Below are 19,640 nucleotides of genomic sequence, written 5' to 3' on the forward strand. Positions count from 1 at the left end.
GATCAATGGGCCGTCGCCAAGTGGTAAGGCAGCGGGTTTTGGTCCCGCCATTCCTAGGTTCGAATCCTAGCGGCCCAGTTTTTGTCCATGAATGATCGACCCCTGCTGGTCTTCGATTTCGACGGGGTCATCGTCGATGGCATGGCGGAGTACTGGTGGAGTGCTTGGCATGCCTCCCTTCGTCTTGAGGCTGCCCCCGAGGGCTTGACGCCCGATCGGGTGCCAGACGCCTTCCGTCAGCTGCGGCCGTTGGTGCATCACGGTTGGGAGATGGTGCTGCTGGCCGCTGAGCTGCCAGTGCTGAACCTTCAGGTTTGGCTGCAGTCTTATGGGGAGGCGCAGGCCTCGGCACTGCAACGGCGTGGATGGCAGCCGGAGCAGCTGCAGACAGCACTCGATGCCTCCAGAGATCAAGCCGTTCGGCAGAACCGTTCCGCCTGGTTGGCCCTTCACCGACCTTTCCCCGGCCTGGTGGAGCGGCTGCAGCAGTTGGAGGCTGAGGGGGTGGACTGGTCTGTTCTGACCACCAAAACCCAGGCCTTCACCGCTGAGCTGCTGAACAGCCTTGGCCTGCATCCTTGGCGTCTCGATGGTCGTGAGGCTGGCGCCAAGCCTCAGGTTCTGCTCCAGCTTCAGCAGCAGCGAGGCCTGTGTGGCTTCGTGGAAGACCGCCGGGCGACGCTGGAGGCGGTGCGCTCAACACCAGGTTTGGAACAACTGCCCTGTTTTCTGGTGAGTTGGGGCTATCTTCGCCCGCAGGATCAGAGCGGTCTTCCGCCCGGAATTGCGTTGCTCCATCCGGATCGCTTTCGGGCCCCCCTGGCGCAATGGCCCTGATTCGTTACGGTACGCTTGTACTACCTGAGACGATTCGGCGCTTCTGTGGCATTGGATCTCTCGTTCCTTAGTTTCAGGTCCTTCTCATGCCTGCAGATATGAAATCCGGCGCTTCCGATCCCCGTCCCTCCGGCGAGAGGGACAAGGCGCTGAATCTGGTTTTGGGTCAGATCGAACGCAACTTTGGCAAGGGATCGATCATGCGGCTGGGCGATGCCTCCCGCATGCGGGTGGAGACAATTTCCACCGGTGCGCTGACCCTTGACCTCGCGTTGGGTGGTGGTTATCCGAAGGGTCGCGTGGTGGAGATCTACGGCCCAGAAAGTTCCGGTAAAACCACGCTCACCCTGCACGCGATTGCTGAAGTGCAGAAGCGCGGTGGTGTGGCGGCCTTTGTGGATGCGGAGCATGCCCTGGATCCCGTGTATGCCGCTTCTCTGGGCGTTGATGTCGAGAACCTGCTGGTCTCCCAGCCCGACACCGGTGAGATGGCGCTGGAGATTGTTGATCAACTGGTGCGATCCGCGGCGGTTGACCTCGTCGTTGTCGACTCGGTGGCGGCTCTCACCCCTCGTGCTGAGATCGAAGGTGAGATGGGAGACCTGGCGGTTGGTGCTCAAGCGCGTCTGATGAGTCAGGCGATGCGGAAGATCACCGGCAACATCGGCAAGTCGGGTTGCACCGTCATCTTCCTCAACCAGCTGCGTCTCAAGATTGGTGTGACCTACGGCAATCCAGAGACCACCACTGGCGGCAACGCGCTCAAGTTCTATGCCTCAGTTCGCCTCGACATCCGTCGGATTCAGACCCTCAAGAAGGGAACCGAGGAATTTGGTATTCGGGCCAAGGTGAAAGTGGCGAAGAACAAGGTGGCGCCGCCCTTCCGCATCGCTGAATTCGACATTCTCTTCGGCCGCGGTATCAGCACCCTGGGCTGTCTGCTTGATCTGGCTGAAGAAACGGGCGTTGTTGTCCGCAAGGGCGCCTGGTACAGCTACGAGGGAGACAACATCGGTCAGGGTCGTGATAACACCATCTCCTGGATGGAGGAGAACCCGGAGGCAACGGCCACCATCGAAACGTTGGTGCGTCAGAAGTTGACGGAGGGTTCTGAGGTGAAGGCGAATTCGATGCGCCCCCTTGCCGCTGCTGTGAAGACGGCTGCTGCTGATAAGTCGGCCCCGGCCAAGACCTCAGAGGCGGCGGCCTGATTTCAGGCGGCCTGGGCCAGGGGCTGCATGGCGCGAACCTGGCCCTCCTGGGCTAAATCGGCCATCCGTTGCAATTCCTGGATGGCTTCGGCTCCCTCCAGCTTCACCAGTTCTCGGCCGTTGCGGGATTCCACCCAGCTGATGCCGAAGTCGGAGACAAGAAATCGCACCATGTGGCCATCGCCGATGTCAGCCACAAACGAAGCTCCATGGCCATCACGGCCGTCGCCACAGGAGTAACAGGTGGCTGTGAAGCCTGCGCTTTGAAGACTGCTGGCGAGGGCCTGCAGGCTCATCACCAGGTCTTCGACGACGGATCGGTAGTGCTCGGCGAGGCGCGGAAACATAACTGAGTCTCCATTGAGACCTAGTCTAAAGGTTTTCTTTTGTTTTCGTTTGTTCGGTTGAGCCGGTTGCTCAGGGGGTATCTGCAAGCGTCCACCAGCCGGCCGCTGGGCCGATGAAGCGCACCGTGATCCAGAGCACCACCATTCCTCCGATCCCGATCCAGGCACCGCGGGTGGTCACCGCCATGAACTGCTGCGTCTGGTTGCGGGTCAGCGGAAGCCAGGACACGACACGTGGGGAGGTGTCCACAGTTTTGGTGCTGGCCTTGGGCTGGCGAGGGGGTAAGCCCTGGGCAGCCCGGCGGCGTGCTTCTCCCATGCACTTCTGAGCGTTGAAGGGAGGTTAGGCGTTGTTCAATCCGGAAGCAGTCGCTGCAATGGAATCCAAGGTTCCAGTCGGTGCAGCACCTGATCACCCCAGCTGCGCCCTCGGAGGCGGCCATCGAGGATGGCCAGGCGACCACCACTGCGGCGCAGCGGCGCAATGGCGGTAGGAATCAGGCTCAGGGCTTCCGGCAGCAGCAGGGTGCGGAACCAGTCCTCTCCCTGCTGTTTCAACCGCTCCACCCGAGCTGAAGTGAGCGGGTTGTCCAGGCTGGCGATGGGGAGCATGGCGACAATTAGCTGTGCCGGGGCCGGCAGTTGCTCCTGATGCTCCAGCCACCAGTCCCAGTTGCAGGTCACCACGCCGTTGCTTTCGGGTGCTGTCGACTCATGCACCACACGGCGTCCGAATTCCGCAGCCAGGGAGCTGGTCAGTTGCCGACGCAGCTGGTCGTCATTGATCAGAACAAGGGTGAGCCCCGCTTGGCCAAGGATGAGCCTTCTGCTCTCCTCCAGGAGATGTTGGGCGTAAATCCGGGTGTTCGGCAGCGGTTGGCGACGCGGGGCATAGAGGGGGAGGGGTTCATTCAGCTCCCGTTCCCGCAGTGTTGCTCGCACGTCGGGGACAACGCCGGCCTGTTCAAATTCCAGATCAAGCCTGGCGTTGTCTCCATTGCTGCTGAACATCAGGCAGGGGTGATCCAGCAGCACCCCCCGCAGCAGTTGGAGTGGTTCGAGGGGGGCTAGCTTCCAGCGCCACTGCAGCAGTCGGTGATCCAGTTCAGCCCATTGACTCCACTCCGCTGGGTTGATGCTGCTGAGGGTGTTCCACGGCTCCGGGCTGGCTGGCATCAGCTGGAGCAGGTCACGCAGGGCTTGCCCGGCTGAGCCTTCGAGTCGCACCGCGCCACCGGGCCTTGTGGCATCAGCGAACAGCTGGCGGCTCATGCGGTCATGCAGCTCCAGCAATCCAATCCCCGCCTGGGGGCTGGCCTGGCGGAGCTCATCCCAGTGCTGATGCTCGATCTCAAAGGTGAGAGCGTTGCGCATTCGCCGACTCAACTGATCCATCTCCGGGATCAGCAGTTGGCGTATGCCCAAGTGCCCGTCGCGATGGGCCTGAATCAGCTCGCCGACATCCATCAGCCAGAGCTGTGGCCCCTCGGGAGGGGTCGATCCCTGCCAGCAGGGAAGCCGAAGCCCCTGGTTGCGTAGACGGGGCAACTCCAACTGGAGTAGGCGCCTGCGCTGGGGGGCCGTCAGCACCAGCGCCCCCGCTTCGGGAGCCAGGCACAGCGGCACCAGCAGACCGAGCCACCAGCGTTCGCTGCTGCTGGGGGGGAGCTGGACGAGTGTTGTGTCGCGACGCCTCAGGCTTCGTGCCACCAGCCGGCTCAGGGTCAGGTGGTGGGGCCAGTCAGATTCCTCCTGACGGAGCAGGGTTTTGATCTGGTGGTGGGCCTGGGCTTCCAACATCTTCAAACCCTAAGCAGGGTTCCCCTGCCGATTGGTTCATGGCAATCCATCCATCAACATGGCTTCACGACCCTGCGGGAGGGATGGCGGTGCAACCGGGACGTGTGGGGATCGTCGGCCTTGGCTTGATTGGGGGATCCCTTGGTCTGGATCTTCAGGCGCGGGGCTGGACGGTGCAGGGCCTCGTGCATCGCCAGGCCACGGCGGATCGCGCCATGGCAAGAGGGCTGGTGGGTGCGGTGTCGACCGATCCCAGCTGCCTCTCGGATTGCGACGTGGTGATCCTGGCGTTGCCCATTCCCTTGCTGCTGTATCCACCGGATGAGCTCATTGCTGCCCTGCCTGAGGCAGCGGTGGTTACCGATGTCGGTTCGGTCAAACAGCCTGTGTTGGAGGCTTGGCGCCAGCGGCATCCACGCTTTGTGGCCAGTCACCCCATGGCAGGCACAGCTCAGGCGGGCGTTGAGGCCGGGGTGGTGGATCTGTTCCGTGGTCGCCCTTGGATCGCGACTCCCGATGCGGCGACAGACCCCGCTGCCCTGGCCCAGGTTCGAGATCTGGCCCTCAGTGTGGGTGGCCACTGGCTGACGTCCACCGCGTCTCAGCACGACCAGGCTGTGGCGCTGATTTCCCACATGCCGGTGCTGGTGAGTGCTGCACTGCTGCGGGCCGTGGGTGATGAACGGGATCCGGAGATCCGGCAGCTGGCCATGGTGCTGGCGTCCAGCGGCTTTGCCGACACCAGTCGTGTGGGCGGAGGGAATCCCGAGCTAGGGGTGGCGATGGCCTCCACCAACAGGGATGCGGTGTTGCGCGGCTTGGCGGCCTACCGCTGGAGCCTGGAGCAGCTCGAAGATGCTGTGCTTCAGCAAAACTGGCCCCAGCTGGAGTTGGAACTGCGCCGAACCCAGACCCTTCGCCCGGATTTTTTGAGGGCACCGGGGGAGGTCAGCTCCGAAAGCTGAGCGGTTGTCCCCGCTCGGCCCTGAGCTGACGGCAGGCGTTGAGGGCCGACAGGCTCACCCCCGCTGTGCCCTCGCCCGGATGGAGGCTGTCGCCGCAGAGCCAAAGACCCGGCATGGGCGTTCGTCCTGCCAGGCCGAAGGGGCCGAACCGGCTTGGATGCTGTCCAAGGCCTCCGACCATGCCGTTGGGACGGCCCGTCCAGCCGGCGAAGCCCCTTGGTGTTGCCAGTTCAGCGTGCAACCAGGCGTCGTCTTCGAGCGACAGCCAGCGGTTCAGCTCGGCTTGGATCAGCTTCAGCATCTCTGTTTTGCGCTGTTGGTACTCAGGCTCCGGCAAGCGGCACCAGTCGCCCGTTGGGGTAAACACGCTGGCAATCAAGGTGGCCTGCCTCTGGGGCGCACGCCCATCGCCCTCACGACTGATGGAGACGAACAGAGGCCCCGGAGATGCGCAGCCCCGCTGGAGATGGCCTGGGCAGGGATGTGGGAGTGCATCACGCCGCACCGCTCCGTAGAGCACCAGCGCACCACTCGGTTCATGCAGGTTGTCCAGTCGCTTGCGGTACCCCTTGGGCAGCTGATCCGGCTCGATCAGCTCCAGCAGGCACTGAGGGGGGAGGCTGCAGACCACATCCCGGCTGCTGCGTTGGTGTTCCGCGCCCTTGCCGGTGCTGATCGTCACCTGCCAACCGGATGAGCTGGCCTGCAGTTTGGTGACCCGATGCTTCATCAGCACCGTCCCGCCGTCGCGCTCAATGGCGGCCACCAGCTGATTGCTCAACACCTGCATCGATCCCTCCAGATGCCAGAGCCCAAGCGGTGCTTGGGCCATGTGCAGGACGGTTGCGCCGTACAGCGCCGCCGTGCGATCGGCCGGTTCCTGGGAGTACAGCTTCAGCTGGAGGTCGAGAAAGCGCCGCAGCCGTTGATCGTCACCGCACCCACACAGCTGCAGCAGATCGGCAATGGTCAGACCTGTGAACAGTCCCGATGCCAGCGTTGCGGGCCGCAGGGCCCGCAGCAATGTGCCGAGATCCCAAAGGGAACGCGGTGTCACAACGGGATCTTCGCTGGCGAACTGCCAGTTGCTGGAATGCAACTGGTGGCAAAGGCTCCAGAAGCGGTGGCTGCCTGGAAATTGACGCTCACGTTCAGCGGCCCAGGCTTCCGGGTCATGCCAGAGCGAAATGGGAGGGGAGCCATCGCCGAGGTCGACCACACAACCTGGGTCCAGAAGCTCTGCGCTGGGCAGAGGCATGTTCAGATGCTTCAGCAGTCGCGCATGACTTCCTCCGGGCTCCAACCCAGCCACCTGGGTCGCCCCAACATCGAACACCCATGGACCCCGCCGGAACGTTCCGGCACATCCCCCCGGTTGTTGATGCGCTTCCAGCAGCGTGACGTCGACGCCGTCGTGGGCCAGCAGTGCCGCTGCTGTTAAGCCAGCGATCCCGCCGCCCACCACGATCACGCTGGAATCGCTCACGACGCCCTGAAGAATCGGGCCATGCTGGCAAGACAGGGAGCTTGCTGAGGATGAACAGCGAACTGCGCCGGGATCTCACCGCGGAGGACGGGCCGTTGGCGGGGGCTGTGATCACGGATATCTCCCCCGTGGGTGGTGGCTGCATTCATCAGGCCTGGAAGCTTTGCCTCGGTGATGGCCAGCTGTTGTTTGCCAAAAGCGGTGGCGCCAGCGCGCTGCCCCTGTTTGAGGTGGAGGCGGAGGGCCTTGAGGCCCTGCATGCCCAAGCCGATGCCTCGTTCCTGGTTGTGCCGCAGCCCATCGCCCTGGCGGCACTGCCCCATGGTGCGGTGCTGTTGTTGCCCTGGTTGGATTGCGGTGGCAACGACCAAACAGCCCTCGGCCGGGGTTTGGCACTGCTGCATCAGTCGTCGATGGCCTCCAGCCCAGCTCGTTTCGGCTGGCACCGTGACGGCTTCATTGGCGCTGGACCTCAATTGGGGGGGTGGCGCGATGACTGGGGATCGGCCTTCGTGGAGCTCAGGCTGCGCCCGCAACTGGAAGCCCTTGATGGTTTGCAGCAGGATTCAACGGACCTCAATCCGTTGTTGCTTCGCCTCGCCGAGCATCTGAACGAGCATCAACCACACCCTGCCTTGGTGCACGGTGATCTCTGGGGAGGGAATGCCGCCAGCCTGAGCGATGGACGAGGGAGCATTTTTGATCCCGCCAGCTGGTGGGCTGATCGGGAAGTTGATCTGGCCATGACCAGGCTCTTTGGCGGCTTTAGCGAAGCCTTCAGGTCTGGCTATCGGGACGTGCTGCCCGATGCTCCTGGCGCTGACGGTCGGGTGGAGATCTACAACCTCTACCACCTGCTCAACCACGCCAATTTGTTTGGGGGGAGTTATTTGAGCCAATGCCGAGCCAGTCTCAGAGAACTGGCTCGGCGGTTTTGAGCATCAGCCCAGGTATTCCTTGCGGAGGGTTTGAACACGCTGCACCAGGGCATTGCGCTTGTCGCTGGTGGTGAGGTTCTTCCAGCTCCACTGACCCACCACAACCACGCCGAGCAGCTCAAGCAGCCCCGGGACGATCGGCAGCAGATTGATCGTGTCGAGGATTCCCTTGATCAGGATCTGAGCAATGATCACGGCCGCAAAGATGCCAACGATCTTGCCGATCCGTCCCATCTGACTCCAATCGACCTGGTCGAGGGTGTCGTTCACCTTGCCGAGAACGTCGCTGTAGCGCTCAGCAAAGGAGGTGGTGTCCTCCTGAGCGGGAGCGTCGACGGGTGTCGTCACGGTTGTGGCGGCATCCTTTACTTCAGTGGTGGCGTCACTCATGAGAACGACTAAATCCTTCACAATTTCAGCTGAGCGTATCGGTGCGACGCGGTCTACGCCATCCGTGCTGCAAATTGATCACCGATGCCACACGGATATGCGCCGCATTTTGTTGGCGCCCCATCCCGAAGAAGGCTGTGCCTTGCTGCTGGGACAGCGAACGAATTCAGGGTGTTTGAGGGTGACCACGACCTGGCCCTGTTGCAACGTCTGGGGACGGGGGCCATCAGGCCAGCGGCCCGTTCACGACCGTTGCAGACGGTTTCTGGTGGATCCGAGGGAGCAGTTGGCCGCCCAGCGATGGGCCCGGGATCGCCATCAACATTGTCTCGGCGTGGCTCACTCCCATCCGGCATCCGAGCCCGTGCCCTCGCCCCATGATCGGCAGTGGGGGGAGGCGGAGAGTGTGATGCTGATCCTGTCTGCCTCGCTTGGCCTGCGGGCCTGGTGGCTGCATGGTGACCGCAGCGTGGATGAAATCCCGATTCAGCTCTGGGACACTCACAACGATGCATGACCAACCGATGCTGAGTGCTGATGAGCGGGGGCGTTACGCCCGCCATCTGATTCTTCCTGAGGTTGGTCCGGCCGGTCAACTCCGGTTGAAGGATGCTTCTGTGCTGTGTGTTGGCAGTGGAGGGCTGGGATCTCCCCTGCTGCTGTACCTGGCCGCGGCAGGCGTGGGCCGCATTGGAATCGTGGATGGAGATGTGGTGGAGCTCTCCAATCTCCAGCGCCAGGTGATCCACAGCTCCAGCGGGGTTGGCGGCTCCAAGGCCCGCTCAGCCGCAGCACGGATCCACGACCTCAACCCCCACTGCCAGGTGGAGGTGCATGAACACATGCTGGATGTGGGCAATGCCCTGGACCTCATCGCTGACTACGACCTGGTCTGTGACGGCACCGATAACTTCCCCAGCCGGTATCTGATCAACGACGCCTGTGTGTTGCTTGGCAAGCCCCTCGTCTATGGCTCCGTGCAGCGCTTCGACGGCCAGGTGAGCGTGTTCAACCGCACGCCGACGAGCCCGAATTACCGTGATCTGCTGCCGGAACCACCTCCACCGGACGCTGTTCCGTCCTGCTCGGAGGCTGGGGTAATGGGTGTGATGCCGGGACTGATCGGTCTGCTTCAGGCCACCGAAGCGATCAAGCTGATCACCGGCATTGGCGAATGTCTGGATGGTCGGCTGCTGGTGGTTGATGCCCTGGCGATGCGATTTCGCGAACTCACCCTCCGCGTTGATCCCGATCGAGCGAAGGTCGAGAGCCTGATTGACTACCGCCAGTTCTGCCGTCCGGCGTCATCGGAGATGGAAGCCATCACTGTCACCGAGCTGAAGGCTCTGCTCGACTCCGCTCCAGACGAGATTGCGCTGGTTGATGTGCGCAATCCTGCTGAAGCAGAGGTGGCTTCGATTGAAGGAAGCCAATTGGTTCCGTTGGCCTCGCTGGAGAGTGGAGAGGCGATCGATCGCGTTCGTGCATTGGCAGAGGGACGACGCCTCTTGGTGCACTGCAAGCTTGGGGGGCGCTCTGCGCGTGCTGTTGAGCTGTTGGCTCAGCAGGGCATCGCGGCAACGAATGTGACAGGTGGAATTGATGCCTGGTCACAGCAGGTGGATCCTGCAATCCCTCGCTACTGAATCCAGGGGTTAATAATCCACCCCTCGCTTCAGGTCGACGCCCTGTTCGGCGTAGTGCTTATGGCACACCATCTCTGAATGGATGCTGGCCAGATCGAAATAGGCCGGAGGGTTTTTGCAGCGCCCCGTGATGATCACCTCGGTTTCCGCCGGTTTGCGCAGCAGGGTCTGCAGGATCGGTTCGACGGGTAGTAGCTCCAGGTCGACTGTGGGGTTCAACTCATCGAGGATCACGGTCTTGTAGAGGCCGCTTGAGATGGCTGCCCGTGCGATCTCCCAGGCCCGCTCGGCTTCCACGTAATCAATCGGCTCCTGCTGGCCACGCCAGACGATGGCATCGCGGCCTGAGCGGAGGTGGTCCACCAAATGCGGATAGCTCTCGCGCAGGGCGGCGATGGCTGCATCTTCGGTGTAGCCGCTGCCGCCTTTGAGCCACTGCAGGATCAAGACCCGATGGCTCTTGTCCTGGCTGATGCCCCGCCCGATGGCCTGCAGCGCTTTCCCGAGTGCACTGGTTGATTTCCCTTTGCCTTCACCGGTGTAGATCTCAATGCCGCTGCTCACATTGAGAGGCACCACCCGGTTGTCGTTCATGCCCGGACGGCGATGGGCCCGCATCTCGGAGTGGAGGTCGGCCTCACGCACCAAGGGGGCCGGTGCGGCCCGACCGGTGACGATGATCTCCATCCCCTCCGGCCGGTTGCTCAGGGTGCGGACCACGTCCTCAAGGTCCAGCAGGCCAAGATCGAGCACAGGATTCAGCTCGTCCAGAACCACCACCGAATAAAGGGCGCTGGCGATGGCACCCTTCGCAATCACCCAGCCCCGCTGGGCTTCGTCCCGGTCGAATCGCGTGGCTTCCTCGGCGGTGAAGTGATCGGCCCTCCCTGTGCGCAGGTGGTCGATCAGATGGGGGAAACCCTGTTGCAAGGCCTCGATGGCTGCATCCTCGTCGTAGGCCCTGCCTGGTCCTTTGAGGAAGCGCAACAGCAGCACCCGGGTCTGCCGCTGCTCGCAGATGCCGAGTCCAATGGTGCGCAGCACAACCCCAAGGGCTGCCTGGCTTTTGCCCTTGCCCTCGCCGTCATAGATGTGCAGCTGTCCATGGCTGCGCTCGCGGCTGTCCGCTGCGGTGACAATGCCGATGCTTCGAGGCATGAGGACGGCTCTTACCGTTGGAGCCTACCTAGCTCAACTGGTTTTCCCCGCTGATGTTTCGGTTGCAGGAGCCTTTGGCGGATCGAGAGCGGCAGCTGCTGGCAGACCTGCGGCACTGGATGGCGGCGCAGTCAGCCTTGTGTGTGGCGTACTCCGGTGGGGTCGACAGCACCCTGGTGGCGGCGATGGCCTACGAAGCCAAGGGCGATGCAGCCCTTGCGGTCACGGGGGTTTCTCCGGCCCTGGCGCCGCATCTGTTGCGGGAAGCCCGTAATCAGGCCTCCTGGATCGGCATTGTGCATCGGGAGTGTGCAACGGCTGAGTTGAACGACCCCGACTACAGCAGCAACCCGGTGGATCGCTGCTTTGCCTGCAAGCGTGAACTGCACCACCACCTTCAGCCTATTGCCGCGGCTGCGGGTGGTGCCTTGGTGATTGATGGGGTCAATCTCGATGACCTCGGTGATCACCGGCCCGGCATTGACGCGGCACTAGAGGCAGGGGTTCGCTCTCCCCTGGCTGAATTGTCGATCGACAAAGTAGCGATCCGTGCCTTGTCCCGGGCTCTCGGCTTTCCCTGGTGGGACAAGCCGGCACAGCCCTGCCTGGCCTCTCGCTTCCCCTACGGCGAAAGCATCAGCGCCGAGCGGTTGAAGCGGGTGGGCCAGGCGGAAGCTTGGTTGATCGCCAGGGGATTCAGCACCGTCCGTGTGAGATCCCATGGTCTCGCCGCACGGATTGAGGTGCCCAGCGAGCAGATTCGCGCTGTGATCGCTCTCTCTGAGAGCGAACCTCTGGTCGAGGCCTTTCGCTCCCTTGGCTTCACTTCCGTCAATCTGGATCTTGAAGGCCTGATCAGCGGCAAGTTGAACCGCCGCTGATCGCGCCTGGGCCGGTTTAGCTTGGGAACTGGCTCGGCGTTTCCACGGGTTCTCTCACCCCTGTGGCGATGGCTGCCGGCGTTTCTCGCAGAAAGCTCTTCAGCGCATGGCGTTTCGCTTGAAGCTCACTGCAGAGAATGGCGCAGGCCTGTTCCGGCATGGTGTGGTCACCACAGGTGAACACATCAACAGCGGCGTAGCCGGATTCCGGCCAGGTGTGGATGGAAATGTGGGATTCCGCCAGCAGGGCCAGGCCCGTGACGCCCTGGGGTTGAAATTGATGGGTGATCAGGTTCAGCAGCGTCGCACCAGCGCCTTTGGCTGCTGAGGTGATTGTTGTGCGGATGAATGCTTCATCGTCGAGCCGGCTCGGGTCGCAGTCGTAGAGCTCGAGAATGCAGTGTTTGCCGACCATGTCGGTGGCATGAATCTCAGGTGCCCCCCATCCCGGGTTGGGATGCAGTTCAGAGAGGGTCTGCTCCATCAGGCGATGAGAGAAAAATAAGTCCGCCACCCTATCCGATCTTCAGGTCGGGTCTCAGCTCTCTTGCTCCGAGAATTTGGGCCTGCTGCTGCCACCCGCCGCCAAAGCCTTCAAGGTGCGTGGCGCTCACCAGGCATTGATGCGATTCACCCACAGCTTCGAGCAGGAGCTGCTGGCGGGTGGGATCCAGTTCGGCAAGCACGTCATCGAGAAGCAGCAGTGGAGGCTCCCCACACAGCTGGGTCACCAGCTCCAGTTCGGCGAGCTTCAGGCCCAGCACCAGCGACCGCTGCTGGCCGGCTGAACCAAACCGTCGTGCCGGGCTGCCTCCCAGCAGCAGGGCGATCTCATCCCTGTGCGGGCCCACACGGCAGCTGCCAAGACGTTCCTCCTCCTCCCGCTGCTGGCGCAGTTGCTCTTCGATGGCCAGTCGCCAGGGTTCTTCTGCATCCTCCCCATCGAGCCGGCTGCCGGGTTTGTAGTGCAGTTCCAAGGCTTCTGTTCCCCCGCTGAGGTGGGTCTGCCAGCGCTGGGCGATCGGTTCCAGCCGATGCAGGGCCCGTTGCCGACGCCGGTGAATCCGGGTGCTCACCAGCGCCATCTGAACGTCAAACGCGTCGAGCAGTGCGTGGCGTTCGCCACTGGAGATCTGCCTCTGGCGCCAGAGCTGGCTGCGCTGTCGCAACAACCGGTTCAGCCGTGCCATCAGATCGGCATACACCGGCTCAAGCTGCAGCACCACCCGGTCCAGCCACTGGCGGCGTAGGGCGGGTTCACCTCGCACCAGATCAAGATCGAGGGCGCTGAAGCCGATGCAGCGCAGCGGCCCAATCAGGTCGAGCTGCCGATCCAGCAGCTTTCCGTTTCGTCTGGCCTGACGGCCTCCCTGGCGCCGCAGTTCCAGTTCCAGGCGATCCCCATCCCCCACGTCGGCTCGGATCAGAGCCTGGGGTGTGTCCCACTGAATCAGATCCCGATCATTGCTGCAGCGATGGGAGCGCAGGCTGCCCAGCAGTTCAACCGCCTCGAGCAGGTTGGACTTGCCAATGCCATTGGGCCCGATCACCAGCAGGCGTGGGTGCGTCAGTTCCAGCTGCAGAACGGTGTGGTTCCGGAAGCCCTGCAATTGGAGCCTGTGGAGCCGGATGGATGCTGGGGCGACCAGTGAGTAAGGTACTTGTATCGGGACGGTTGCCGCTCGATATCACTGCGGCTTAATGCCGATCAGTGGGCATGTAGCTCAGTTGGATAGAGCATCAGATTCCGGTTCTGAGGGTCGGGGGTTCGAGTCCCTCCATGCTCGTGTTGATGCTTACGTCTCAGTTCAGGCTGAGGCCCATGGCCCTGATGCCATTGGGATCAATCAGGAAACCTTGCTGTTTGAGTGCCTCCAAGGCAGCTGCAGGGGCCGAGATCGAGAGGCTGCAGCCGGGCAGATCCCGGCGCAGAATCTGCAGGGCACGGTGCACCAGAACGGCAAAAAGAGCCCCCTGGTTTGGTCCGGGTTTGGCGGCCAGGTTCCAAAGATTGGCATTGAGGGCCAGATCACTGGTGGCCCGCACAAATCCGATCAGTTCCCCTGTTGATTCCTCCAGGATGCTGATCTGCCACAGGCTGCGCTGAAGGGCGAGCTCCCAGCGTTCCTCCGGGTGGGTTGATTCCCCGCAGGACATCAGCAGGGTGTTGAGCTGCTGGGAAGTGGGAGGGGTCGATGTTTCGAGTCGCGTTCCCTCAGGCAAGGGTGGAATCGAGGGTTGTTGAAGGAACGACAGCACTGTGGATCAACCGGTGTTGCGCATGCCGGCGGCAATGCCGTTGAGGGTGAGCAAGGCCCCCCGCAGCAGTTCGCTGCGGCTGTAGGTGCGGGTGTCCTCGGGGGCGCCGGGTGTCTCACTCATGGGGGGTTGCCGGTTCTGATCCCGCAGTCGCTTCAGCAGTGCAACCTGAAGGAAGCCCAGGGGAACGATGGTGCGGTTGCGCAGATCAACAGACAGCTGCAGCCCTTGATCAGCGCCTAGCAGTCGGTTTTGGCCTGTGATTTCCAGAACCAGTTTGCGGGTGAGTTCGTATTCCTTGGCGATCACCTGGAAGATCGCTTCAAAGGCTTCCCGCTGTTCGGGGTGCCCCAGGCTGTTCATGTAGTGATGGGCCAGGTCGAGATCCACCTTGGAGAGGGTCATTTCCACCTTGGAAATGAGCATCCGGAAGAACGGCCAACGTTGATGGAGGCGCCGCAGCAGGTCGAGCTGTTCGGAGTCGCCGCCCACTTCTTCCGAGAGCGCCGTGCCGAAGCCAAACCAGCTCGGCAAAAGGAATCGACTCTGGGTCCAGCCGAAGACCCAGGGAATCGCCCGCAGGCTGGAGAGGTCCTTGGCACCGGTTTTGCGGCGGGCCGGTCGGCTGGAGATCTGCAGTTTGCTGATTTCCTCGATCGGTGTCACCTGCTGGAAAAACGCCACCAGATCGGGGTTGTCGTGAACCAGAGCCCGGTAATGCTCGCGTGAGCGGGTGGCAAGACGACTCATCAGCTGATTCCAGCTGGGTGTCGCATCAAGCTGGTTGGTCACCAGGCTGTTCTGCACCACGGCCGTTGTGACGGTCTCCAGGTTGTAGAGCGCCAACTCAGGCAGGCTGTATTTGGAGGCCAGCACTTCACCCTGTTCGGTGATTTTGATCCGGCCCTGCAGCGTGCCGCTGGGTTGGGCCAGGATCGCCTGATAGGCCGGCCCGCCGCCACGACTGACGGATCCACCACGGCCGTGGAAGAGGCGAAGTGCCACATCCTGGCGGCTGGCGAGTTCCTGAAGGGCGATCTGAGCCTGATGAATCTCCCAGTTGCTGGAGAGGAAGCCGGAATCCTTGTTGCTGTCCGAGTAGCCCAGCATGAGCTCCTGCAGCGGCTGTTTCTGCTGCCCAACAACGGGGAGGAGTTCGCGGTACAGCGGCGTCTTGAAAAGTCCCTCCATCACCTCAGGGGCCCGTTGGAGATCCTCCACGGTTTCGAACAGCGGCACCACCAACAGGGAGGCTCGTTTGTTGGGGGGATCCACCAGGCCTGCCTCCTTGGCCAGCAGCAGAACCTCCAGGAGATCCGATGCCGTGTGGCTCATGGAGATCACGTAGGAGTTGCAGATCCGCGGACCGAACTCCTCCTGGAGACGTTGAAGCATGCGGAACACCGCCAGCGTCTCGGCTGTCGCCGCCGACCAGCTGGCGGCAGGCGGAATCAGGGGGCGACGGGTCTGCAGTTCCTGCAGAAGCCATGCCATCCGCTCCGTTTCATCCATGTCCCCATAGGCCTGGGGAAGGTCCAGGTTGCGGGTGAGTTCATCGATGGCATCGCTGTGGCGGGTGCTCTCTTGACGGATGTCGAGGCTGGCCAGCGAGAACCCGAAGATGTGCACCTGGTGCAGCAGCGTGTCGAGCTGTTCGCAGCTCAGTTCGGTGCTGACAAGGCTGTTGCGCACCAATTCCAAATCACTACGGAACTGGTCCACCGAGGTGTAGTGGAGAACCTCAGCGCCGCTCAGCCCGGCCTGGGGATCAGCCAGAGCTTCACAGGGCATCTGCCAGCCCGCCTCCGACAGCTGGTTGTTGCGGGCGAGGGTGCGCTCCAGTTTTTCAAGCACATAGCAGAGCTTCAGCCGGTATGGCTCCAGCCGGTATCGCGCTGCTCTGCGCTCGTAAATCTCCGGGAACCGGAGCCGATCCATCTCCAGCGACTCCAGCAGGGACGGAGCTACCTGACTCCACTGCATGGAGATGCTCAGCTGCTGGCGGAGCGACTGCACAGAGCTGATATACAGCTCGAGCATCAGCTGACGCTGATAGCAGGCCGTGCGCCAGGTGATCTCGGGTGTGACCGAGGGATTGCCGTCCCGATCGGAACCCACCCAGGAGCCGAAGGTGCAGAACGACGCCTGGGGGACCTGGACATCGGGGTAGTGGCGATGCAGGGCAGTAATCAGCCTTCTGCGCAGTGTCGGCATCGCGTCAAACAACACCTGCTGGAAGTAGTGCAGGGTTGAATCCACCTCATCGATCACGGTGGGCTTGAACTGGTGGAGTTCATCGGTTCGCCACCACAGGCGGATTTCCTCTTCCAGTTGGCCGCGGCATTCCTCACGCATCTGATGCGCCAGAGGAGCATCGGATTGAAGTTGCTGGAGCAAATTGGCCACGCGGCGGATTTTGTGCCGCACCGTGTGCCGCACGATTTCGGTGGGGTGTGCGGTGAAGACCAGTCGGATGTCCAGTTCCCGCAGCAGGTGTTCCACCTGCGCAGGGGGAACGTTCATCCGTCGCAGCCGCTCGAACACCTCTCCAAAGGTGGCTGGATCGGTTTGATTGGCGAGGGGCGGAGCGAAGGGATCAAAGGCATCCCGTTGCGCGGCGTCAGCACTGGGCTTGAGGCTGTCGAGATAGCTGTCTTCCTCGATCCGCTGCTCAAGAATGTTGATGAGCTGGAAGTACAGCGAAAAGGCACGGGCCGCTGAGATGGCCTCTGAAAGATCCATGGCCTTGATCAGCTCGACGATCGCCTCGCTCGTGCTGTTGCCGTCCCGTCCTTCTAGAGAGACTGGGTCACTGAGTTGTTTGAGCCTCAGCAGGCGTTCGCTCTGCTCCGGGGGACACTCACTGCGCAGCACCGACTTCCAGAGGTCTTCAATTAGATCAAGACGGTGCTGAAGAAGCTGCCCTGCGCCGGATCCACCACCGCTCATGCGTGCAGTCTCTTGCTCGGAGACAGGGGTGGTGGACTCGGGCATGAAGTCTCCACGCTGCGACGAACTCAACACGATCATCCCAAACAGGCTTCCCCAGTGGAGATCCGTTCCTCCTCCTCCATCCGCTGAATACCTTTCAGAAGCAGGTCTTCGATGGCTTGGCCCTGGCCATGGGCCGTTTCCCAGCGCATGGCCTGATTGCCATGAACAAGCAGAGAATCCAAGGGCTTCAAGCAGTCGTTGAGTTGGAGCGATTCGGCCAGGGGGGCCAGCTGATCAAGCAGCTCCATCAGCCAGTCCCTGCAAGTGATTGCACGGCCGTCCTGCCAATGCCTGAGTTCAGCATTCAGGCTGGATCGGGCCACAGCGGCGTCGTTGCTATCGGCCAGTTGGACCAGTTCATCGGCGGAAAGGGAGCTGCCACGAAGCGGATCGAGGCTTTCGATGTTGCTTTTGAGGGCCAGCAGCCTCAGCTCCAGCAGACAGGTGATCGCCAGCAGTTCATCGGGATTGGTGACCAGATCACAGATTCGTAACTCCAACCGGTTGAGGTCGTAGGGACGCCGCGGACCATTGGGCCGAACGGACGTCCACAGGTGACGCTCGTTGCGCATGGCACCCGTGGCCAGTTGCTCCTCCACCCATTGGATGTAGTGCTCATGATCCCGGAACAGGGGAACCGCGGGGGGCGTGAGCGGGAATTGATGCCATCGCTGGGAGTGGTGGCTGGTGCTCCGCCCATCCAGGAAGGGAGAACTGGCACTCAGGGCGAGCAGCAAAGCCGCTTCGCAGCGCACGAGCCGAACTGCTGCAAACAACCAGTTGAGATCGGTGATCCCGAGGTTGATGTGGATGCTGGCTGTCACGACCCTGGTGCCATACAGCTGTTCAATCAGCGCGTGATAGGCGTTGTCTGGGTCGGAGCGTTCGAATCGGCTGCTGTCGCCCAGGCTCATGGTGCTGCCGGGAAGAAGCGTCAGATCACGCTTCTGCAGCCACTGCCGCAGCGTCCGCCGGGGAGCGAGCAGCGCCTCGGGCAGTGCGGCGTAATCCCGGATCGGGTCGGTGACGTATTCGAGGTTGCGACAGTCCGGCTCTGTCACAAAGCCAGGCAGGTCCCTGGCCACGTCGGAGGCGACGCCCACGTTTGCTCCGTTGGTGCGACCGGTGAACAGTTCAACTTCGAAGCCTTTCAGCAGAAGGGGTTGCGCTGTCATTCCGGCGGATTCAGGCATGCCAGTGCGGTCAGCATTCCCCGGGCTTTGTTGAGGGTCTCCTCAAACTCTGCCGTCGGCTGTGAATCGGCCACAACACCGGCCCCGGCCTGCACTTTGACCCGGCAACCTCCGCCGTCACGGGGTTGCACCACCATGGTGCGGATGGTGATCGCCGTGTTGAGGGCCCCGGCCAGATCAACGGATCCGTACACCCCGGAATAGGGGCCACGCGCATCGGGTTCAAGCTCGTGGATGAGTTGCATCGCCCGGATTTTTGGTGCACCGCTGACGGTGCCGGCGGGGAACGCCGCCATCAGCAGATCCCACACATCGTGTGCCGGGCCTAGACGTCCTTCGACTTGGCTGACGATGTGCATCACGTGGGAGTAGCGCTCGATCACCATCAGGTCCTGCACCGCCACGCTTCCGGGCTGACAGACCCTGCCGAGGTCATTGCGGCCCAGATCCACCAGCATCACGTGCTCAGCCCGTTCCTTGGGATCGGCCAGCAGGTCAGCTTCCAGCTCGCGGTCCTCCAGGGGAGTGGCGCCGCGAGGGCGTGTTCCGGCGATGGGCCGCAGGCTGGCGTGGATGCCATCAGCAGCCGGTTCGGCTTGAACCATCACTTCGGGACTGGAGCCAATCAGTTGCCAGTCCCCGAAATCGAAGAACGCCATGTATGGCGATGGATTCACCATCCGCAGACTGCGGTACAGCTCTAGGGGTGATTGAGGGACCTCCGTCTCCAGGCGCTGACTGATCACCAGTTGGAACACATCGCCGGCTGCGATGTGTTCCTTGGCGGTGTCGACGGCGGCTTCGAATTCATCGCGGCTGCGGTTGGAGCGCACAGCGGGAAGCTCTTTGCTTCTCGCGTCCCAGGTCAGTGGTTTGACGGCGGGCAGAGGTGCGTTCATCCGTTGGCGCAGGGCCTCGATTCGTCCGATGGCGGTCTGCCAGGCCTGCTCCTCATCCGCCCCGTTGGAGAGGTCGCCGAAGGCGACGGCGGTGATCTGTCGTTTCACCTGATCAAAGATCAGGATCGCGTCCATCAACATCCAGATCCCATCCGGGGGATCGGCCGCAGCACGGGGGTGGACTGCGACGGTGGGTTCGATCCACTGGATCAGTTCGTAGCCCCAAACTCCGTACAGCTGTCCCAGGGGAGGGAGGCCCGGCAGGTTGACGCAGGAGTACGGCGCGAGGCAGTCGCGCAGGGATTCGAACGGGTTACCGCTGAACTGCTCTTCACGACCGTCACGCCAGGTGCGCGTCAGACGATCGTTCCGCGCCGACGCCGTCCAGAGAGGATCGCAGGCAATCACACTCCAACGCCCGAGGGTTTCACCACCTTCGACAGATTCCAGCAGCACGCCTGGAGGCCTTCCGTCGCCCACCTTGATCCAGGTGGTGAGGGGTGTTTCAAGATCTGCGGGCCAACTCTGAGCCAGAGGAATCAGGTTGGCACCACTGCAAACAGCCTGATGAAAGGCGTCGCGATCGGGACTGAACATGACCTGATCATCGCAGCCGAGACCCGGAGATCATGACCT

General features: G+C 62.3%; 19 protein-coding genes and 2 tRNA genes. 9 read left to right on the forward strand and 12 right to left on the reverse strand.

Annotated elements, in window-relative coordinates; genetic code table 11:
- The first annotated feature begins 6 nt into the window (after window positions 1-6).
- The 3 genes from SynA1562_RS01965 to recA all read left to right on the forward strand — a co-directional run bounded on the left by SynA1562_RS01965 (window position 7) and on the right by recA (window position 2,048).
- Window positions 7-78: transfer RNA gene (locus tag SynA1562_RS01965), tRNA-Gln, on the forward strand.
- Between the two features lie 9 nt (window positions 79-87).
- Window positions 88-837, forward strand: a complete 750-nt coding sequence (locus tag SynA1562_RS01970; protein ID WP_186494547.1) for an HAD family hydrolase — start codon at window positions 88-90, stop codon at window positions 835-837.
- Between the two features lie 86 nt (window positions 838-923).
- Complete coding sequence (recA, locus tag SynA1562_RS01975) at window positions 924-2,048, forward strand: recombinase RecA (RefSeq protein WP_186494548.1); 1,125 nt, start codon at window positions 924-926, stop codon at window positions 2,046-2,048.
- A 2-nt stretch (window positions 2,049-2,050) separates the two neighbouring features.
- On the opposite strand, the gene SynA1562_RS01980 is transcribed toward recA, so the two are convergent.
- The 3 genes from SynA1562_RS01980 to SynA1562_RS01990 form a co-directional block, all read right to left on the reverse strand.
- The gene (locus SynA1562_RS01980; RefSeq protein WP_186494549.1) at window positions 2,051-2,395 is read right to left on the reverse strand and encodes a DUF1815 family protein; all 345 of its coding nucleotides are present in this window, start codon (window positions 2,393-2,395) and stop codon (window positions 2,051-2,053) included.
- A 70-nt stretch (window positions 2,396-2,465) separates the two neighbouring features.
- Window positions 2,466-2,714 carry a DUF2839 domain-containing protein gene (locus SynA1562_RS01985; RefSeq protein WP_186494550.1) on the reverse strand — a complete coding sequence of 83 codons (249 nt, stop codon included), beginning with the start codon at window positions 2,712-2,714 and terminating at the stop codon, window positions 2,466-2,468.
- 35 nt (window positions 2,715-2,749) lie between these two features.
- On the reverse strand, window positions 2,750-4,195 hold the full coding sequence (locus SynA1562_RS01990) for a helicase (RefSeq protein ID WP_186495253.1): 1,446 nt from the start codon (window positions 4,193-4,195) through the stop codon (window positions 2,750-2,752).
- Window positions 4,196-4,278: 83 nt separating this feature from the next.
- Between SynA1562_RS01990 and SynA1562_RS01995 the strand changes: the two genes are divergently transcribed.
- Window positions 4,279-5,160 (forward strand): prephenate/arogenate dehydrogenase, encoded by an 882-nt coding sequence (locus SynA1562_RS01995; RefSeq protein ID WP_186494551.1) that lies wholly within the window; start codon window positions 4,279-4,281, stop codon window positions 5,158-5,160.
- Here SynA1562_RS01995 and crtD read toward each other — a convergent pair.
- Window positions 5,144-6,646: a C-3',4' desaturase CrtD gene (gene crtD / locus SynA1562_RS02000; RefSeq protein ID WP_186494552.1), complete on the reverse strand. Its 1,503-nt coding sequence runs from the start codon at window positions 6,644-6,646 to the stop codon at window positions 5,144-5,146. The genes SynA1562_RS01995 and crtD overlap by 17 nt on opposite strands.
- Before the next feature lie 50 nt (window positions 6,647-6,696).
- On the opposite strand from crtD, the gene SynA1562_RS02005 reads away from it, so the two are divergent.
- On the forward strand, window positions 6,697-7,584 hold the full coding sequence (locus SynA1562_RS02005) for a fructosamine kinase family protein (protein ID WP_186494553.1): 888 nt from the start codon (window positions 6,697-6,699) through the stop codon (window positions 7,582-7,584).
- Window positions 7,585-7,587: 3 nt separating this feature from the next.
- Here SynA1562_RS02005 and SynA1562_RS02010 read toward each other — a convergent pair whose 3' ends face one another.
- On the reverse strand, window positions 7,588-7,974 hold the full coding sequence (locus SynA1562_RS02010) for a CAAD domain-containing protein (RefSeq protein WP_006850129.1): 387 nt from the start codon (window positions 7,972-7,974) through the stop codon (window positions 7,588-7,590).
- A 97-nt stretch (window positions 7,975-8,071) separates the two neighbouring features.
- Between SynA1562_RS02010 and SynA1562_RS02015 the strand changes: the two genes are divergently transcribed.
- Together SynA1562_RS02015 and moeB are read left to right on the forward strand one after the other, a co-directional pair.
- The gene (locus SynA1562_RS02015) at window positions 8,072-8,491 is read left to right on the forward strand and encodes a M67 family metallopeptidase (protein ID WP_186494554.1); all 420 of its coding nucleotides are present in this window, start codon (window positions 8,072-8,074) and stop codon (window positions 8,489-8,491) included.
- Entirely contained in the window at window positions 8,484-9,620 is a 1,137-nt protein-coding gene (gene moeB, locus SynA1562_RS02020; protein ID WP_186494555.1) for a molybdopterin-synthase adenylyltransferase MoeB, read from the forward strand. The genes SynA1562_RS02015 and moeB overlap by 8 nt, the downstream gene beginning before the upstream one ends.
- 9 nt (window positions 9,621-9,629) lie before the next feature.
- Here the strand turns inward: moeB and SynA1562_RS02025 are convergent, their stop codons facing one another.
- Window positions 9,630-10,778, reverse strand: coding sequence for a cob(I)yrinic acid a,c-diamide adenosyltransferase (locus SynA1562_RS02025; RefSeq protein WP_186494556.1), 1,149 nt, complete (start codon window positions 10,776-10,778; stop codon window positions 9,630-9,632).
- A gap of 53 nt (window positions 10,779-10,831) precedes the next feature.
- Between SynA1562_RS02025 and larE the strand changes: the two genes are divergently transcribed.
- Complete coding sequence (gene larE / locus SynA1562_RS02030) at window positions 10,832-11,659, forward strand: ATP-dependent sacrificial sulfur transferase LarE (protein WP_186494557.1); 828 nt, start codon at window positions 10,832-10,834, stop codon at window positions 11,657-11,659.
- A 16-nt stretch (window positions 11,660-11,675) separates the two neighbouring features.
- Here larE and speD read toward each other — a convergent pair whose 3' ends face one another.
- Together speD and recF are read right to left on the reverse strand one after the other, a co-directional pair.
- Window positions 11,676-12,143 (reverse strand): adenosylmethionine decarboxylase, encoded by a 468-nt coding sequence (gene speD, locus SynA1562_RS02035; RefSeq protein WP_186494558.1) that lies wholly within the window; start codon window positions 12,141-12,143, stop codon window positions 11,676-11,678.
- A 31-nt stretch (window positions 12,144-12,174) separates the two neighbouring features.
- Window positions 12,175-13,290 carry a DNA replication/repair protein RecF gene (gene recF, locus SynA1562_RS02040; protein WP_186495254.1) on the reverse strand — a complete coding sequence of 372 codons (1,116 nt, stop codon included), beginning with the start codon at window positions 13,288-13,290 and terminating at the stop codon, window positions 12,175-12,177.
- A gap of 82 nt (window positions 13,291-13,372) precedes the next feature.
- Here recF and SynA1562_RS02045 point away from each other — a divergent pair.
- A tRNA-Arg gene (locus SynA1562_RS02045) sits at window positions 13,373-13,446 on the forward strand.
- A gap of 16 nt (window positions 13,447-13,462) precedes the next feature.
- Here the strand turns inward: SynA1562_RS02045 and SynA1562_RS02050 are convergent.
- Genes SynA1562_RS02050 through SynA1562_RS02065 form a run of 4 tightly spaced genes read right to left on the reverse strand, consistent with a single transcriptional unit; the run spans window position 13,463 to window position 19,601 of the window.
- Complete coding sequence (locus SynA1562_RS02050) at window positions 13,463-13,918, reverse strand: hypothetical protein (RefSeq protein WP_011363408.1); 456 nt, start codon at window positions 13,916-13,918, stop codon at window positions 13,463-13,465.
- A gap of 6 nt (window positions 13,919-13,924) precedes the next feature.
- A complete protein-coding gene (gene ppc / locus SynA1562_RS02055; protein WP_186494559.1) occupies window positions 13,925-16,912 on the reverse strand; it encodes a phosphoenolpyruvate carboxylase in 2,988 nt (995 codons plus the stop codon).
- A gap of 32 nt (window positions 16,913-16,944) precedes the next feature.
- Window positions 16,945-18,105, reverse strand: coding sequence for a glutamate--cysteine ligase (gene gshA, locus SynA1562_RS02060; protein WP_370593240.1), 1,161 nt, complete (start codon window positions 18,103-18,105; stop codon window positions 16,945-16,947).
- Window positions 18,084-19,601, reverse strand: a complete 1,518-nt coding sequence (locus tag SynA1562_RS02065; RefSeq protein ID WP_186494560.1) for an anthranilate synthase component I family protein — start codon at window positions 19,599-19,601, stop codon at window positions 18,084-18,086. The genes gshA and SynA1562_RS02065 overlap by 22 nt, the downstream gene beginning before the upstream one ends.
- Window positions 19,602-19,640: the final 39 nt, after the last annotated feature.

It is taken from the genome of Synechococcus sp. A15-62, assembly GCF_014280075.1.
Lineage (GTDB): Bacteria > Cyanobacteriota > Cyanobacteriia > PCC-6307 > Cyanobiaceae > Parasynechococcus.

What these genes read in the sequence shown, in the direction of transcription:
- moeB (WP_186494555.1), top strand. Translation starts at nt 8,484, where the DNA reads ATGCATGACCAACCGATGCTGAGTGCTGATGAGCGGGGGCGTTACGCC.
- SynA1562_RS02005 (WP_186494553.1), top strand. Translation starts at nt 6,697, where the DNA reads ATGAACAGCGAACTGCGCCGGGATCTCACCGCGGAGGACGGGCCGTTG.
- SynA1562_RS01970 (WP_186494547.1), top strand. Translation starts at nt 88, where the DNA reads ATGAATGATCGACCCCTGCTGGTCTTCGATTTCGACGGGGTCATCGTC.
- SynA1562_RS02010 (WP_006850129.1), bottom strand. Translation starts at nt 7,974, where the DNA reads ATGAGTGACGCCACCACTGAAGTAAAGGATGCCGCCACAACCGTGACG.
- recA (WP_186494548.1), top strand. Translation starts at nt 924, where the DNA reads ATGCCTGCAGATATGAAATCCGGCGCTTCCGATCCCCGTCCCTCCGGC.
- SynA1562_RS02015 (WP_186494554.1), top strand. Translation starts at nt 8,072, where the DNA reads ATGCGCCGCATTTTGTTGGCGCCCCATCCCGAAGAAGGCTGTGCCTTG.
- SynA1562_RS02065 (WP_186494560.1), bottom strand. Translation starts at nt 19,601, where the DNA reads ATGTTCAGTCCCGATCGCGACGCCTTTCATCAGGCTGTTTGCAGTGGT.
- SynA1562_RS02025 (WP_186494556.1), bottom strand. Translation starts at nt 10,778, where the DNA reads ATGCCTCGAAGCATCGGCATTGTCACCGCAGCGGACAGCCGCGAGCGC.
- ppc (WP_186494559.1), bottom strand. Translation starts at nt 16,912, where the DNA reads ATGCCCGAGTCCACCACCCCTGTCTCCGAGCAAGAGACTGCACGCATG.
- speD (WP_186494558.1), bottom strand. Translation starts at nt 12,143, where the DNA reads ATGGAGCAGACCCTCTCTGAACTGCATCCCAACCCGGGATGGGGGGCA.
- SynA1562_RS01985 (WP_186494550.1), bottom strand. Translation starts at nt 2,714, where the DNA reads ATGGGAGAAGCACGCCGCCGGGCTGCCCAGGGCTTACCCCCTCGCCAG.
- larE (WP_186494557.1), top strand. Translation starts at nt 10,832, where the DNA reads ATGTTTCGGTTGCAGGAGCCTTTGGCGGATCGAGAGCGGCAGCTGCTG.
- SynA1562_RS01980 (WP_186494549.1), bottom strand. Translation starts at nt 2,395, where the DNA reads ATGTTTCCGCGCCTCGCCGAGCACTACCGATCCGTCGTCGAAGACCTG.
- gshA (WP_370593240.1), bottom strand. Translation starts at nt 18,105, where the DNA reads ATGCCTGAATCCGCCGGAATGACAGCGCAACCCCTTCTGCTGAAAGGC.
- SynA1562_RS01990 (WP_186495253.1), bottom strand. Translation starts at nt 4,195, where the DNA reads ATGTTGGAAGCCCAGGCCCACCACCAGATCAAAACCCTGCTCCGTCAG.
- SynA1562_RS01995 (WP_186494551.1), top strand. Translation starts at nt 4,279, where the DNA reads ATGGCGGTGCAACCGGGACGTGTGGGGATCGTCGGCCTTGGCTTGATT.